Here is a 15,343-nt window from a genome sequence, read left to right as displayed (position 1 = left end):
CGGCAGCCGTTTGGCGTCACGTCGCACCGTGTCGCACCCGCTGCGGCCGGCCGCGATGCGGCGGCACTCCTTTTCCGTTTTCCATCGGAGCCCGAACGATGCGCGTTCGGCGCGCGGCATTCCTAATGCCGTGCGCGCCCAGTCGCAGGCATAATCGGGGCGGCGCGGCTTTGCCGATCCGATCAACCTACCTCCCCGAGCACACCATGGATAGCGGGAACGATCATCAAAAATTCTTCCATCTGCTGCTGTTCGTCGTCACCGTCGGCCTCTGCTGGATCCTGCTGCCGTTTTTCGGTGCGATCTTCTGGGGCACCATTCTCGCCATCCTGTTCCAGCCGGTGCAGCGCTGGCTCGCAGCGCGTCTTGGCAAGCGGCGCAACCTCGCGGCGCTCATCACGCTTTCGCTGATCATCCTGATCGTCATTCTGCCGCTCGTGTTCGTCACGGGCACACTCGTGCAGGAAATCGCATATGCGTACCAGCAGATCAAGGCGATGCAGCCGAACATGACGCAGTATTTCCACGACATCATGCATGCGTTGCCGAACTCCGTGCAGCGCGTACTGCGCAATTACGGGCTGACCGATATCGCCGGCATCCAGAAAAAACTCACTGACGGCGCGGCGGCAATCAGCCAGTTCGTCGCGTCGCAGGCACTCAGCATCGGACAGAACACGTTTCAATTCGTCGTCAGCTTCGGCGTGATGCTTTATCTCGTTTTCTTCCTGCTGCGCGACGGCGGCGAGATCGGCCGCCGCGTGCGGCGCGCGCTGCCGCTCAACGACGAGCACAAGCAGCATCTGCTGACGAAGTTCACGACCGTCGTGCGCGCGACCGTGAAAGGCAACATCGCGGTCGCGGCCGTGCAAGGCGCGCTCGGCGGTCTTATCTTCTGGATTCTCGGGATCCAGGGCGTGATTTTGTGGGGCTCGCTGATGGCGTTCCTGTCGCTGCTGCCCGCGATCGGCGCGGGGCTCGTCTGGGTGCCGGCCGCCGCTTATTTCGCAGTGACGGGGCAAATCTGGAAATGCGTGATCCTCGTCGCGTTCTGCGTCGGCGTGATCGGCCTCGTCGACAATCTGCTGCGGCCGATCCTGGTTGGCAAGGACACGAAAATGCCCGACTGGGTCGTGCTGATCTCGACGCTCGGCGGCATGGCGCTCTTCGGCATCAACGGCTTCGTGATCGGACCGCTCGTTGCCGCGCTGTTCATGGCAAGCTGGGACATCTACGCGCGCACCGAACAGGGCGACGAATCATAGGCACTGCTGCCGGCCCGCGGCGAGCGCTGCGGGCGACGTGCGCCGCATGAAATCGCGCATCGCGCGAGCGGCGGCAAAAAGCCGGATTGCACGGCATCGGCGCGACGCACGGCCGTCGGCACCAGCCCGCCCGCCATCCTGGCCGTGCCTGCCCGCCGACTTGCGCACGCGCCCGGCCGCTCAGAACGTCGAGCGCATCCCGACCATCACGCTGCGTTCGCCTTGCGGTGCGATATCGCGCACGACCGAACTCGCGTAGCGAATGTCCTGATTGGTCAGGTTGTCACCACGCAAGTACGCAAGCCAGTTCGTCGTACCGACACGGAATTTATACGTCAACACCACGCCCAACGACGTGTAGCCGTCGGTCGGCAAATCGTTCTGCGGCACGCGATGCTGCGCCCACGCGTGCGTAAGCTGCGCGCGCGCGCCGAACGGCCCGTAGCCATAATCGGCCGCGAGCGTCGCGCGCAGCGGCGCGATACGCGGCAGCGGCTCGCCGGTATCGGCGTTGCGCGCGCGCGTGTAATCGGCCGTTGCCTCGATATCGACGCGATGCCCGCGCTTGTCGAACACGCGCCACTTGCCGTCGAGTTCGACGCCGTAAAATTCCGCACGCACGCCGCGATAAACGGCTTCGTTCAACGCACCGTCTGCGCCGGGCGGCACCGGCTCGTCGCCGTCGTCGACGACGCGGCCCGTGTTGTATTCGGCCAGATAATTTTTGAAACGGCTATAGAACACGCCAATGCTGCCTTTGTTTGGACCGCTCGCGTAGCGCAGCGACAGGTCGGTCGAGATCGCTTTTTCCTTCTGCGCATCCGGATTGCCGATCAGGAACTGCCCCGTCGCGCCGTGCGGACCGTTCGAGTACAGCTCGTAGAACGTGGGCGCGCGCTCCGTATATGAGACGTTGCCCGCAAGCACCCACGCCGGCGCGAGTTGATACAACGCGCCCGCCGATACGCTGCCCGCATTGAACGAACGCGAACGCGCAGACGCGAAACGGGTGCCGTCGACGACGGCGGGATCGAGGCTCACGTGTTCGTAGCGCACGCCGGCGGAGAACTTCAGCGCGCTCGTCGCCTGCCATTGCTCGAGGCCGAACAGCGCGACGCTCGTGGTGCGCGTGGTCGGCGCGAGCGCCTCGTCGCCGAGCGCCGAGAACGTGTTCTGGCCGACCTGCACGCCGAGCGCGCCCTCGAACGGACCGAACTTGCGATGCCGTGCCTCGATGCGCGCCTCGTAGCCGTGATTCTTGAACGTCGTGCCAGTCACGCCGCCCTCGATTTCCTTGTGCTCGTAGTCGGTGTACGCGAAATCGAATTTCAATTGAGAGAACGGGCCGCTCAGGTTACGCACCTGCGATGCGATCGCCACGCGCTGCTGGCGCATCTTGAGCCGCACGTCGCTTTCCGCGACCGAGCCGTAGTTCGACTCGTAGCCGCTATACGACGCGCCGACGTAACCGTCGGCCCACGTGTACGAACCGCCCGCCGCGCCGCCGTAACGGCGGCCGTCGCTGTTCGGCAGACGGCCGGACGGCTCGTCCGCGTCCGGGCCGTCGAGCGCGCGCTGGCGGGCCGAATGGGCAAAACCGGGAATGCGCAGGTCGCTCGTCTGGCGATCGAACGCATCCGCGTGAAACGCAAAGCGGCCGTTGCCGCCTTCGACGAGCGCCGCGCCCGAGCGCGCGTTGTTCGCGCCGCCATAGCTGGCATCGAGCGCGCCGGACACGCCTTTGACCGGCTCGCGCGGAATCCGGTTATCGATCGTGTTGACGACGCCGCCGACCGCATTGCCGCCATACAGCAGCGCGGCCGGCCCGCGCACGATCTCGATGCGCTCGATCGACAACGGGTCCTCCGGAACGGCGTGGTCGTATGACAGCGACGACGCGTCATATGCCGCGACGCCGTTTTGCAGCAGACGAATCCGGTCGCCGTCCATCCCGCGGATGATCGGACGGCCGACCATCGGCCCGTAGGTCGTCGTCGACACGCCGGGCAAACCATTGAGCGTATCGCCCAGCGAATCGGTGCGGCGCAGCGTCAGCGCGTCGCCGGACAACGACGCAGTGGGCGAGCTCAGCGCAGCGGAGCCAAGCGGATTCGCGGTCACGAAGATTGGCGGCAGTGTTGTAGCGGGCGCGTCGGCGGACGCGGGGGCGGTGCCCGACGCGGCGCTCTGACCGTGCGCGAGGCCGGCGGCAAGCAGCAGCGGCAGCGGACGAAGCGGCGAAAACCTGCGCACGAAGGGCGGAACGATACGGAATGAGTCTGCTGGATTCATCGATAGCGAGTGGAAGGTGAGACAGAGATTCGCCGGCTGCCTCGCACCGGAAACGATATGATATAACGTATCAATATCCCATTGGAACAACGACACTGAACGAAATAGGCTACTTGTCGGCTCTCGCCGACATAGCGCAATGCCCGCTCCGCAGCACGGAATTGAATCCAATAAGCTACATTGGCTCTATTTCAGAAACAAAAATATTACGTTAAGCTTTCATGACTGTGAGCCGCCCATCGGCTGGCTGAATCGCCCCGCCAGCGGCGGTACGGCATTGCCTGTCGTTGCCGGCTCGCGCGCGGGCTTCCGGCTTATGCCTCGCTGTTTGCCGGCGCGGCGCCATGTTCCTTCCGCGTAACCCCAACGCCACGCCGTGCGCACGCCGAAGGTGCCGCCGGTGCGGCGATTGGCGCGCTCGCGGCATCGCGGCAGGTTGCGACATTGCAATGCACAACAAACGTTCCGATTGCGCAACTAAACGGACCATGGCTGGAATCTCCATGCAATTCCTGCGCCGCAACAACGAATTTGCCTCCACGCACGCTCAAAGCACGCACGCATTGTTTTGAGTACGATCAATAGCCCTAAGCAGTGCGCGCGACGAAAGCGTCAATGATTCGGCCACGTTGATTGTGGCTGCTTGGTTTTTGACAATTCCGGCGCGCGCAAGCATCATTCGCGGTTTTTCGCCGATTGCCCGCGATACGCCGAACCTCGGACGCATCGCGAATATCGCCGGTATCGCGGCGCGCCACGGCGATTCGTGGCGCCAGGCGGAGCCGTTGCCGCCCCTGTGATCGTTCAACGGCCTATCACAATCGAAATAGAGGAATCCAATGCGAGGAGAAACGCTCATCGAACCCGCGCAAACCCGCGCGAATCCGTCTGCGGCGCAAAAGCGGCGCGTGCGTCATTGGTCGAAGGCCGCGGCGGGCGCAGCACTGGCGCTCGGCGCGGCAAGCGCGCATGCGTATGACTTCACCAATAGCCCTTATCTGCTGGGCGACTGGAACGGTATGCGCACGCGGCTCGCCGATAAGGGCATCAACTTCAGCGCCAGCTACACCGGCGAGCTCGCGCACAACTTCAGCGGCGGCACCGATCATCTGACGCGCTACACCGACCAGTGGGCGATCGGCACGAATCTCGATCTGAACAAGCTGATCGGCTGGAAAGGCGCGCAGTTCCAGTTCACGATGACCGATCGCAACGGCCGCGATCTCGGCGCGGACGCGCACATCGGCAACAACATGCTGATCCAGGAAGTCTACGGCCGCGGCCAAACCTGGCACCTGACGCAATTTTGGATCAACCAGAAGCTGTTCGACGACCGCCTGCAAATCAAGCTCGGCCGGCTCACGCTCGGTGAGGATTTCGCGAGCTTCTCGTGCGATTTCGAGAACTTGACCTTTTGCGGCTCGCAACCGGGCAACCTTGTCGGCGGCTACTGGCTGAACTGGCCGACGAGCGTCTGGGCCGCGCGCGTCAAATTCCAGCCCGTCCAGCAATTCTACGGACAGATCGGCATCTACCAGGTCAACCCGAACTATGTCAGCGACAGCTACGCGCGCCACAACGGCTGGAAGCCCGGCTTCCCGGACGGCACGACGGGCGCGCTCATCCCGGTCGAATTCGGCTGGCTGCCGAGCCTCGGCGGCATGCCCGGCTCGTACAAGCTCGGCTTCTGGTACAACACGTCCTCTGGCGACGATCTGTTCGACGACATCAACCACGACCCGCGCGGCCTCACCGGCCTGCCCGCGCTCAAGCGCAGCGGCCAGTACGGCGTGTACGTCAACATCCAGCAGCAGATCACGGGCTCGCCGGGCGGCCAGGGCGCGACAGTATTCCTGAACATCACGCAGGCCGACCGGAACACGGCCGCCGTCGACGGCCAGATCGCGGCGGGCGTGCAATACAAGGGGCCGTTCAACCGCCTGCGCGATTCGGTCGGCTTCGCGATCGGCGCAACGCACAACAACGGCCGCTACGCCGATTACGTGCGACAGAACAACCTGCGCACCGGCGGCACGACGATCGCCGGCAGCGGCTATGAATACGTGAGCGAGCTGTATTACACGTGGTCGCCGGCCGCGTCGATGTATTTCCGCCCGAATCTGCAATACATCCTTCATCCGGGCGGCACGTCGAAAAACAAGAACGCATTCGTGATCGGCCTGAAGACCGGCCTCACGTTCTGATCGATCCGCACGCGGCGCGCTCGACCGGCGTGCCGCGCGCGGATCAAACCGCGCACAGGCCGCCGTCGATCACCAGCTCCGCGCCGGTGACGTAGCGGCTCTCGTCGGATGCGAGATAGACGGCCGCGTATGCAACGTCGTCCGGCTCGCCGAGCCGGCGCATCGGTACGCCGCGCGCGAGCCGGCGAACCGCCTCTTTCTCGCCCAACTGGCGAACGATCGGCGCGACGATGCCCGTCAGAATGAACGACGGATGGATCGAATTACAGCGCACATCGGTCTGCCGGCGCGCGCAATCGACCGCGATCGACTTCGTCAGCGACGCAACCGCCGCCTTCGACGCGTTGTAGACGGTGTAGTCGGGCTCCGTCTTGAACGCCGCCACCGACGAAATGTTGACGATCGACGCGGGCGCGCCCGCCTCCAGATATCGCAGCGCATGCTTGGTGCCGAGCGCGATGCTTTCGACGTTGATCGCCATCACGCGCCGCCACTCGTCGCGTTCGATCTGCCCGATCGCGCCGACCGAGCCGACCCCCGCGTTGTGCACCAGCACCGACAAGCCGCCCATCACGTCGCTCGCCCGCGCCAGATGCGCCGGCCATTGCGCATCGTCGGCGACGTCCTGCACGGCCGACCACGCGATCTGCCCGCCCGCTGCGGCGTTCAACTCGGCGGCAAGCGCGTCGAGCACGCGCGCATCGACAATGTCGGTCAGAAACAGTTTCGCGCCCTGCTCGGCCATCCGGCGCGCGATCGCGCGGCCCAAGCCGCCCGCCGCACCGGTGATGAATGCGCGCTTGCCGGCCAGGCGCGGGTTCGGATGTATCGTCATCGGTCACTCCTTTGATTCGTCGTCGACAAAACAAAACGCGGAACGCGGCGTTCATACGCGAGCGACCATCCGACGCACGCGCGCGAACCCGTTTATCCTGATGCACATGGCCGATGCCCCGGCCACAACCGATTCCTTTTTCGTGAGAGCCGCCATGTCGTTCTTCCATGCCACCGCCGAAATGGCGCCCGATGCAGCGAACTACGTCGTCGATCTGCAAGCCGGCTCGCACCGCCTGCAAGGCGACGAGCATACGCGCGAAGGCGGCAACGACGCCGGCCCGGCGCCCTACGAGTTCGTGCTGTCCGGGCTCGTCGCCTGCACCGTCGCGACGCTGCGGATGTACATGCAACGCAAGAGCTGGCCCGACGCGCGGCTCAGCGCGCGCGCCGAGCTGCACGTCGAGCGCGACGGCACGCAGTACGTGCGGCGCACGATCACCGTCGACGGGCCGCTCGACGACGCGCAATGCCAGCGGTTGCTGGAAATCAGCGAGAAAACGCCCGTCACGCTCTTCATCAAGCGCGGCACGCGGATCGACACGGCGCTCAAATGACGCGCGTCACAACCCGAGCGCGGATAGATCGAGCTTGCCGTCCTTGACGGGCGGGCACCAGAAAAACGAGCCCGTGATCGGCTGCGTGAAGCGGAACAGACCGTCATGCACGCCGTCGGTCGCGCCGATCATCCGGCGCATCTGCACCTCGAACGCGCGCAACGAGTGCCCGAACGCGACGAAATAAAGGCCCCCGCGGCGCTCGTCCGCCCACGGCGACGAACGCCTCAGCACCACCGCCTGCGGCGTGAAGCTTTCCTGCTCGGTGCGCTTCACGTGCGCGTAGTCGGGCGCGCCGTCGAGTTCCTCGTTGTCTTGCTTGCGGCGACCGATGATCCGATCCATTTCGTCGCCTGGAATCGCACGCATCTTGTCGAAGTCGTGCACCCACTGCTGGACTGCGACGAAGCTCGCGCCGTCGAGTCCCGCGCCTTTGCCGGACACGAACGCGGCCTCGAGCGCCTCGTCGCCTTGCGGATTCTCGGTGCCGTCCTCGTAGCCGGACAAATCGCGATCGTCCGCGTAGCGAAACGCGTTGACCGCACTATCGAGCGCGAACGCGGGCGCGGCGAGCCGCTCGATGTCGAGCGAGCGCAGCAACGCGGCACCCGCGTCGTCGGCCCGCAGCCACACCCACAACGCGGCGGGGGTCGACGGCACCGGCGCGCCCGGCACCGACAGCGCAGGAAACTCCTTCAGTCCATCGATCTTCTTGTCGAGCGCCTGCACGAGCGATGGCCCGATGCCGATCACGGTATCGCTCCCGTCGACCGCGTCGCGCAACGCCGCCAGCACGCGCGGCGCCGCCTGCACGTCGGCGATCCGGAAAGACAGGTAGCGGCTCGCGGCCGGAATCGGCGCCAGAATGCCTTGCTGAAAGTCGCTCATCGTTTCGTCAATGCTCCGTTCTGTCAGGGACGCCGGATTGTCCCATAACGCGGAGTAAATGGCGGCGTATCGATTCGGCAACAATCGCATGAACCGGACATTGCAGCGATACGCAAGCATCGTTAGAATCGTTGCCACGAGCAGCATTTCCGCTCGATCTCTTCTCTTTCCTCAATCACGCAAAGGAGGTGCCAAATGTCGTCACGCATGCATGCCGCCTCCGGTTTCGCAGTCCTTCGGCGCGCGCCGTTCTTCCGCTGAGTGCCGTTCACGCGGCGCCGCATCGGGCTCGCGCCGTTTCCGGATAGTTTTCGTTTTTTCGCAATCCATCCGCGCAATAGCGCGGGGTCCGGCTTTCGCTTTCAAACAATTCATCGACAAGTCCCGGCTCGTCACGAGCGGCCGGGCTCTGACAAATGGTCCAGAAAACAAGGAACCCTGGCGGGCGGGCGTTTACCGACGTGCTCGCATTCACTTTCCGGCATTGGCGCACGCAACCCGTGCGCATCGCCGCCATCATGCTGCTCGCACTCGCCGGCGCGCTCGGCGACGTGCTGATCCCGCTCTTCGCGGGCCGGCTCGTCGATGCACTGTCGCATGGCGCATCGGCTGCGGGCAAGGCCGCGGCGTGGCGCGACGCGCTGCACGCGTTCGGGATGCTGATCGGAATCGGCATGGCGGGTACGTTGGTGCGGCAGGCGGTGTTCATGAACATCATCGTGCTCACGCTCAAGATGATGAGCAAAATCGCAGCCGACGCGTTTCACCGCGTACAGCGCTTCTCGACCGACTGGCACGCGAACAGCTTCGCCGGCTCGACGGTGCGCAAGGTCACGCGCGGCATGTGGGCGGTCGACCTGCTGAACGATACGCTGCTCGTCGCGCTGCTGCCTTCCGTGGCGATCCTCGTCGGCGCGACGCTGCTGCTCGGCGCGCACTGGCCGGTGATGGGCGTGGTGGTCGGCGGCGGCTCGATCGCGTTCATCGCGGTGACGGCGACGATGGCAACACGCTTCGTCGCGCCCGCCGCCCGGCTGAGCAACATGTGGGACACCCGCATGGGCGGCGCACTCGCCGACGCGATCAGCTGCAACGCCGTCGTCAAGGCGTTCGGCGCGGAAGCGCGCGAGGAAACGCGGCTCGATCGCGTCGTGTCGAAATGGCGGGTGCGCACGCGCCGCACATGGCGGCGCGGCACGCTGAACGGCGGCGTGCAGGGCATGATGCTCGTCGCGATGCAAGCGGCGATTCTCGGCGCGGCGCTGTGGCTGTGGGCGAACGATCGCGCGAGCGTCGGCGACATCACGCTCGCACTGACGACGTTCCTGATGCTGCAAGGCTACCTGCGCGACATCGGCATGCACATCCGCAACGTGCAGCGCTCGGTCAACGACATGGAAGAACTCGTGTCGCTGGAGCAGCAGCCGCTCGGCATCGACGACAAGCCCGGCGCGAAACCGATCGCGATCGGACGCGGCGAAATCCGCTTCGAGCACGTGACGTTCCGCTACGGACAAAGCTCGCAACCGCTGTACAACGATTTCTCGATCCGGATCGCACCGGGCGAGCGCATCGGGCTCGTCGGGCATTCCGGCTCGGGCAAAACGTCGTTCATCAAGCTGATTCAGCGGCTTTACGATGTCGACAGCGGGCGCATCACGATCGACGGCCAGGATATCGCCGAGGTCACGCAGGCTTCGCTGCGCAGCCAGATTGCAATCGTCCAGCAGGAGCCCGTGCTGTTCCATCGCACGCTCGCGGAAAATATCGCGTATGCGCGGCCCACCGCGACGCGCGCCGAGATCGAGCGTGCGGCGCGGCTCGCGAGCGCGCACGACTTCATCGCGTCGCTGCCGCAGGGCTACGACACGCTCGTGGGTGAGCGCGGCATCAAGCTGTCGGGCGGCGAGCGGCAGCGCGTCGCGATCGCGCGCGCGTTCCTCGCCGATGCGCCGGTGCTGATCCTGGACGAGGCGACGTCGAACCTCGACAGCGAAAGCGAGGTGCTGATCCAGCAGGCCATGGAGCGGCTGATGGTCGGACGCACGACGCTGGTGGTCGCGCACCGGCTGTCGACGGTGCGCTCGCTCGACCGGCTGATCGTGCTCGACAAGGGCCGCGTGATCGAGGAAGGCAATCACGATACGTTGATCCGGCTCGAGGGCGGCATTTACCGGCGGCTGTTCGAGCGACAGGCGCTGGAACTCGCAAAGGGGCTGATCGAGCAGACGGGCGCGAACGCGGCCGATTGGCTGCGCAGCGAGCAGGACGGGCACGATACCCGCGTTGCGCCGGCACTGGGCGACGGCCGCGGCCAGAGCGGCGCGCCGAACGGCCGGACCGACGATTCCGAGGTTGCGCTCGGCAAGTGACGCCGCCGCAGGGCGCGGTGGTGCGTCAGCGCCATCGCGCCTTTCGTTTGCCGGTTACGGTATCGCGTGCTGGCGACGCGACGCGTTGCCGCGCGCTGCGATGTCGGCTACGAGGCAACGATGCCGCTTCCTGCGCACACTCGGCGTGACGCCGCGCGCTTATCGAGAGCGGCTTGCCGCGTCGCGGCGGCATCGGCGATAACGAGCGCCCGAGCCGCCACACTTGGCAGAAACTTCAAAAATGTGCGACTCTCACCCCATGCCTGCCCTCCGCCCGCTCCTCTTCCCGCACCTCTGGCGCCGCTCCTGAAGGAGCGGCATAGTCACACCCCGATTCACGCTGATCACGACCATGCCGCCGCACGCCGGCCGGCATCGCGGGTTATCGCATCGACGTCATCCGAATCCGGCCCGCGCGGCGGCGGCGCTTGACGGAGAAACCACCGATGCATACTCCCATTTCATCCACGCCGCGCCCGATCGCACTGACAGGCGATCGCCCGACTGGCCCGCTGCACCTCGGCCATTACGTCGGCTCGCTGAAAACGCGCATCGCGCTGCAAGAGACACACCGCCAATTCGTCCTCATCGCCGACACGCAAGCGCTGACCGACAACGCACACGATCCCGGCAAGGTTCGCCGCAATGTGCTCGAAGTCGCGCTCGACTATCTCGCCGTCGGCATCGATCCGGCCAAGAGTACGATCGCGGTGCAGTCGGGTTTGCCGGCGCTCGCCGAGCTGACCCTGCTTTATCTGAATTTCGTGACTGTCGCCCGCCTCGAACGCAACCCGACAATCAAGGACGAAATCCACGCGCGCGGCTTCGGCCGCGACATTCCGGCCGGCTTTCTCTGCTATCCGGTCGCGCAAGCGGCCGACATCACCGCGTTCAAAGCCGACACCGTGCCGGTCGGCGACGATCAGGCGCCGCTCATCGAGCAGACGAATGAAATCGTCCGGCGGATCAACCGGCAAGCGGGCACCGACGTGCTGCCCGAAGCCCATGCGCTGATCGCGCCGACAGGACGCCTGCCCGGCGTCGACGGCCGCGCGAAGATGAGCAAGTCGCAACACAATGCGATCGCGCTGTCGTCGTCGCCCGACGAGATCCGCCATGCGGTCATGCAGATGTACACCGATCCGCATCACCTGCGTGCGTCCGATCCGGGCACGGTCGAAGGCAACGTCGTGTTCACGTATCTCGACGCATTCGACGACGCGCCCGGCGAAATCGCGCAACTGAAGGCCGAGTATCGCGCAGGCGGCCTCGGCGACATGACGCTCAAGCGCCGGCTAAATGACAAACTACAGGCGCTGATCGCACCGATCCGCGAGCGGCGAGCGCAACTTGCGCGCAGGCCGGATGACGTGATCGAACTGCTGACAGACGGCACGCGACGCGCGAGCGGCGTGACGCAAAACACGCTCGACGAGATACGCGATGCGTTGGGCACATTCTCGTTGCGGCGCACCGCGCATTGAGCCTCGCGCAGCGCCGGGCGCGGCCGGCACGGCCGCGCCCATCGTGCGGCAACAGACTTTACACACTGTTACGCGCGGCAAGCATCCACGCGCGATCGCATTCCCTATACTGCCGACGTGCAATAACAATCACACGCTACGATGAACACGATGTCCGCTGAACAGAGGCCGGCTGACCAACGCCCGGCCTCGACGAAGATCGCGCTGCTCGTCTCGCTTGCCGTTTCGGCGGCGTTGTCGCTCAGCGCGTGCGTCGCGCCGAACGCGTATGGGCCATACGGTTCGCAATCGCAATATTACGGCGCGCCGGCTTACACGCAACAGCAGCCGGTCTATTCGCAGCCCGCCTATTCGCCACCGCCTTACGCACAGCCCGATTATTCGCAACCCGGATATGCGCCGCCGCAGCCGGCATATTCGCAGCCGCAATCGAGCTACGGCCAGCCCGTCTATCAAACACCCGGCTACGGAAGCCAGTACGGAACGATCGCCGGCATTCAGCCGATCGGCCGCGCCGCGAGCCCGTCGGGCGTCGCGGGTACGGTCGTCGGCGCGCTCGTCGGCGGCGTGCTCGGCAATCAGATCGGGCGGGGCCATGGGCGCGATGCCGCGACAGTCATCGGCGCGCTTGGCGGCGCAGTCGCGGGCAACCAGATCGGGCAACAAATGGGTGCACAGCCCGCCGCGTATCGCATCGACGTGCGGTTGAACGACGGTTCGATGCGCTCGTTCGATTTGCAAACGCCGGGCGACCTGCGTCCGGGCGATCGCGTCCGCCTCGACGGCAATCAAATTTCGCGGTACTGATCTTTTCGATTCGACGGCGGCCGCGCACGCGCGCCGTCTGCGGCAGCGTGCGCAGTTCCGCCGCCGGCTTTCCCAGCGCCCGCCTCTGCGCGCCATTCCCGCGCCTCGCAATCCCGCGCATCAGCCGCACCAAACACACATCTCCACACACAGCCGCGCATGCCGGATGTACCATTCGGCCCCGTATGCCGCATCGCGCATCGCAGATGCCGGCCTGCCACGCATGCGATCGGCACCGCTATCTGCTCGTGATAAACGCAGGCCATTCGTAAGCCTGGTCATCGAAAACCCGACCCATCACATGGCAGATGTGAAAGACAACGATTTTCCACGCACGCCGTCACGGCTCGAACGCTTCAGGCGCGTTTGGTTTGGCGCGCAGGGCCTGCGCTCAGGCTGGGCCGTATCGCTGTACTGCGCGATCGTCGCAGCGCTGGTGTTCGCGCTCGATTACGCAGGGCATCGGCTGCATCATCCCCTGCACCCTTACCATGACCTGACTACTTCCGGACAGATTCCCTTCGAACTCGCGCTGTGCGCAGCCGCGCTGATCGCCACCTACGCGATGGGCCGCGTCGATCGCCAATCGTGGCTCGACTACGGACTGCGCGCGCCGCATCGCGCATTGCATTTCGTGTGGGGCGCGCTGTGTGGTTTTGCGGCAATCGCCGCGATCATGGGGCTGCTCGTGCTTACCGGCGGCGCGACGATCCGATACTCCGGCGTGGGCGCCACCGCCGCACTCGAATCGGGCATCGTCTGGGCAGCCACGTTCGTGCTCGTCGCCTTCACGGAGGAAGTCGCGTATCGCGGGTATCCGTTTTTCAAGCTCGTGCGACAGACTCACCCAGTCGTCGCGGCGATGCTCACGTCGGTTGCCTTCGGGATCTCGCATGTGTCGAATCGTAACGAGAACATCGCGGGAATCGTGCCGATCGTGATCTACGGATTGGTCGCAAGCGTCGCAGTCTGGCGCACCGGCTCGCTGTGGTGGGTGATCGGCGAGCATGCGATGTGGGACTGGAGCGAATCGTTCCTGTTCGGCGCGGCCAATAGCGGACTCAGCTCACACGATACGCTGTTCACGAGCCGCGCCATCGGTCCGGTTTGGCTGAGCGGCGGCACCGTCGGCCCGGAAGCCAGCGCGTTGGTGTTTCCGTTACTCGCGGTGCTGGCGTATGCGGCGTGGCGTTTGCCGATGTGCGCGGACCCGGACCGCGCGTCGCTGCCGCACGCGCGCAAGCGGGCGATGTAGCGCACCCGCATCGACGCGGGCCTGCGACAAGGCGGACCGGTACTGGCGCGTCGTCGCGCGCTGCAAGCTCAACGAAATATGGAGTGACGGCAGCCCGGCGCGGCTCCTCCATCGCGGATGAGCCGCGATGACGCCGCGCGGGCGCGAATGCAGCGGAATCGGAATCGCCGTCGGCGCGGCTGCGCGCCAACGGCAAAACCGCGCGTCGCGGATGACGCGTGCGCGCCCCTCCGCAGCCGCGCCGAATCCATCGAGAAGCGCTGCGTTGACGCCGGATGCGAAGCCGGATGCCGGAGCCGCCTTAAAGCTCCGGCACGATGTGCGCGAACGCGACGGCTTCAGCCGACCTCAACGCCTATTCCAGCGCTCCTTGCGCTGCACGAGCGAGACAAGCTGATCGGCGATCCGATCGAGCGGCAGCACGGAAACCGCCGCGCCAATCGCGGCGGCGGCCTTCGGCATCCCGTACACGGCGCACGTCGCCTCGTCCTGCGCGATCGTGTAGTAGCCCTTGGTGCGCATCGACTTCAGCCCGAGCGCGCCGTCGCGCCCCATGCCCGTCAGCAGCACGCCGATTGCGTCGCCCTTCCAGTGATCAACGACGCTCTGAAAAAACACGTCAACTGACGGCCGGTACGGCGTCTCTTCCGGGTATCGCGTGTAGCCGAGCAGGCCACGCGGCGTCAGTTGCAGGTGGTCGTTCGTCGCGGCGAGCAACACCTCGCCGCGCTGCGGCGCGCTGCCTTGCCGCGCGATGTGCACCGGCAGCCGCGTGTAGCTGTCGAGCCACTGCGCCATCCCGATCGCGAACGCCTGGTCGACGTGCTGGACGATGACGATCGCCGCCGGAAAATTCTCGGGCAACCGCTTCAGCAGTTCCGTCAACGCGGTCGGGCCGCCCGCCGACGCGCCGATCGCCACCAGCGGCGGCAGCACACCTCGCGGCGGGGGCTCGACGATGGGCTGCGACACCGGCATTGCTGCGCGCGTCGCGAGCAGCCGACCGATCTGGTCGATCTTCGCGAGCAGCGGCTGCGACGGATCGGCGCCGCCACGCTCGCCAAGCGTCGGCGTATCGACGGCATCGAGCGCACCCGCGCCCATCGCCTCGTAGACATACGATGCATTCGCGCCGACGCTCGCGGTCACGATCAGGATCGCGCATGGCGAGCGCGCCATAATGCTGCGCGTGGCCGACACACCGTCGATGCGTGGCATCACGAGATCCATCAGCACCAGGTCGGGCGGTTGCGCGATGCAGAAATCGACCGCCTGCTCGCCGTCGGTCGCCACCCACAACACGCGATGCTCCTGGCGCAGCGCGATCGTGCGGCGCAATGCCTCGACGGCGAGCGGCAAATCGTTGACGATGCCGATATTCATGA

The 15,343-nt window shown here is 65.7% G+C and carries 12 protein-coding genes; 7 read left to right on the top strand and 5 right to left on the bottom strand.

Translation table 11 applies throughout. The features are described 5' to 3' along the window. Positions 1–206: 206 nt before the first annotated feature. Positions 207–1,265, top strand: a complete 1,059-nt coding sequence (locus tag BSIN_RS06945; protein ID WP_059515222.1) for an AI-2E family transporter — start codon at positions 207–209, stop codon at positions 1,263–1,265. Between the two features lie 180 nt (positions 1,266–1,445). On the opposite strand, the gene BSIN_RS06940 is transcribed toward BSIN_RS06945, so the two are convergent. Both BSIN_RS06940 and BSIN_RS25180 read right to left on the bottom strand, forming a co-directional pair. Further along, positions 1,446–3,491 carry a TonB-dependent receptor gene (locus tag BSIN_RS06940; protein ID WP_173678644.1) on the bottom strand — a complete coding sequence of 682 codons (2,046 nt, stop codon included), beginning with the start codon at positions 3,489–3,491 and terminating at the stop codon, positions 1,446–1,448. A gap of 613 nt (positions 3,492–4,104) precedes the next feature. Then, positions 4,105–4,416, bottom strand: coding sequence for a hypothetical protein (locus BSIN_RS25180; protein ID WP_125910403.1), 312 nt, complete (start codon positions 4,414–4,416; stop codon positions 4,105–4,107). On the opposite strand from BSIN_RS25180, the gene BSIN_RS06935 reads away from it, so the two are divergent. Next, positions 4,397–5,761, top strand: a complete 1,365-nt coding sequence (locus tag BSIN_RS06935; RefSeq protein WP_089339937.1) for a carbohydrate porin — start codon at positions 4,397–4,399, stop codon at positions 5,759–5,761. The two genes, BSIN_RS25180 and BSIN_RS06935, sit on opposite strands and share 20 nt — an antisense overlap. Before the next feature lie 43 nt (positions 5,762–5,804). On the opposite strand, the gene BSIN_RS06930 is transcribed toward BSIN_RS06935, so the two are convergent. After that, complete coding sequence (locus BSIN_RS06930) at positions 5,805–6,596, bottom strand: SDR family oxidoreductase (RefSeq protein WP_069235514.1); 792 nt, start codon at positions 6,594–6,596, stop codon at positions 5,805–5,807. A 154-nt stretch (positions 6,597–6,750) separates the two neighbouring features. Between BSIN_RS06930 and BSIN_RS06925 the strand changes: the two genes are divergently transcribed. Further along, on the top strand, positions 6,751–7,152 hold the full coding sequence (locus BSIN_RS06925) for an OsmC family protein (RefSeq protein ID WP_089339936.1): 402 nt from the start codon (positions 6,751–6,753) through the stop codon (positions 7,150–7,152). A 6-nt stretch (positions 7,153–7,158) separates the two neighbouring features. Here BSIN_RS06925 and BSIN_RS06920 read toward each other — a convergent pair whose 3' ends face one another. Continuing rightward, positions 7,159–8,040, bottom strand: a complete 882-nt coding sequence (locus BSIN_RS06920; protein ID WP_089340000.1) for a Dyp-type peroxidase — start codon at positions 8,038–8,040, stop codon at positions 7,159–7,161. 416 nt (positions 8,041–8,456) lie between these two features. Here BSIN_RS06920 and BSIN_RS06915 point away from each other — a divergent pair, with 416 nt between their 5' ends. From BSIN_RS06915 to BSIN_RS06900, 4 genes are all read left to right on the top strand, one after another. Further along, positions 8,457–10,412 carry an ABC transporter ATP-binding protein gene (locus BSIN_RS06915; protein WP_089339935.1) on the top strand — a complete coding sequence of 652 codons (1,956 nt, stop codon included), beginning with the start codon at positions 8,457–8,459 and terminating at the stop codon, positions 10,410–10,412. Positions 10,413–10,858: 446 nt separating this feature from the next. Further along, the gene (trpS, locus tag BSIN_RS06910; RefSeq protein WP_089339934.1) at positions 10,859–11,896 is read left to right on the top strand and encodes a tryptophan--tRNA ligase; all 1,038 of its coding nucleotides are present in this window, start codon (positions 10,859–10,861) and stop codon (positions 11,894–11,896) included. A 141-nt stretch (positions 11,897–12,037) separates the two neighbouring features. Further along, positions 12,038–12,703: an outer membrane lipoprotein gene (locus tag BSIN_RS06905; RefSeq protein ID WP_059515236.1), complete on the top strand. Its 666-nt coding sequence runs from the start codon at positions 12,038–12,040 to the stop codon at positions 12,701–12,703. 301 nt (positions 12,704–13,004) lie between these two features. Further along, positions 13,005–13,958 (top strand): CPBP family intramembrane glutamic endopeptidase, encoded by a 954-nt coding sequence (locus BSIN_RS06900; protein WP_089339933.1) that lies wholly within the window; start codon positions 13,005–13,007, stop codon positions 13,956–13,958. A 348-nt stretch (positions 13,959–14,306) separates the two neighbouring features. On the opposite strand, the gene BSIN_RS06895 is transcribed toward BSIN_RS06900, so the two are convergent. Next, the gene (locus BSIN_RS06895; protein ID WP_059515240.1) at positions 14,307–15,341 is read right to left on the bottom strand and encodes a chemotaxis response regulator protein-glutamate methylesterase; all 1,035 of its coding nucleotides are present in this window, start codon (positions 15,339–15,341) and stop codon (positions 14,307–14,309) included. Between the last annotated feature and the right edge of the window lie 2 nt (positions 15,342–15,343).

It is taken from the genome of Burkholderia singularis (genome assembly GCF_900176645.1).
GTDB lineage: Bacteria > Pseudomonadota > Gammaproteobacteria > Burkholderiales > Burkholderiaceae > Burkholderia > Burkholderia singularis.
Note: the sequence above shows the minus strand (reverse complement) of the source record. Positions and strands in the feature narration are given on the sequence as shown.

Excerpts from the sequence above, each read along its gene's own strand:
- BSIN_RS06945 (WP_059515222.1), top strand. The coding sequence starts at position 207 with ATGGATAGCGGGAACGATCATCAAAAATTCTTCCATCTGCTGCTGTTC.
- BSIN_RS06935 (WP_089339937.1), top strand. The coding sequence starts at position 4,397 with ATGCGAGGAGAAACGCTCATCGAACCCGCGCAAACCCGCGCGAATCCG.
- BSIN_RS25180 (WP_125910403.1), bottom strand. The coding sequence starts at position 4,416 with ATGAGCGTTTCTCCTCGCATTGGATTCCTCTATTTCGATTGTGATAGG.
- BSIN_RS06930 (WP_069235514.1), bottom strand. The coding sequence starts at position 6,596 with ATGACGATACATCCGAACCCGCGCCTGGCCGGCAAGCGCGCATTCATC.
- BSIN_RS06925 (WP_089339936.1), top strand. The coding sequence starts at position 6,751 with ATGTCGTTCTTCCATGCCACCGCCGAAATGGCGCCCGATGCAGCGAAC.
- BSIN_RS06920 (WP_089340000.1), bottom strand. The coding sequence starts at position 8,040 with ATGAGCGACTTTCAGCAAGGCATTCTGGCGCCGATTCCGGCCGCGAGC.
- BSIN_RS06915 (WP_089339935.1), top strand. The coding sequence starts at position 8,457 with ATGGTCCAGAAAACAAGGAACCCTGGCGGGCGGGCGTTTACCGACGTG.
- trpS (WP_089339934.1), top strand. The coding sequence starts at position 10,859 with ATGCATACTCCCATTTCATCCACGCCGCGCCCGATCGCACTGACAGGC.
- BSIN_RS06905 (WP_059515236.1), top strand. The coding sequence starts at position 12,038 with ATGAACACGATGTCCGCTGAACAGAGGCCGGCTGACCAACGCCCGGCC.
- BSIN_RS06900 (WP_089339933.1), top strand. The coding sequence starts at position 13,005 with ATGGCAGATGTGAAAGACAACGATTTTCCACGCACGCCGTCACGGCTC.
- BSIN_RS06895 (WP_059515240.1), bottom strand. The coding sequence starts at position 15,341 with ATGAATATCGGCATCGTCAACGATTTGCCGCTCGCCGTCGAGGCATTG.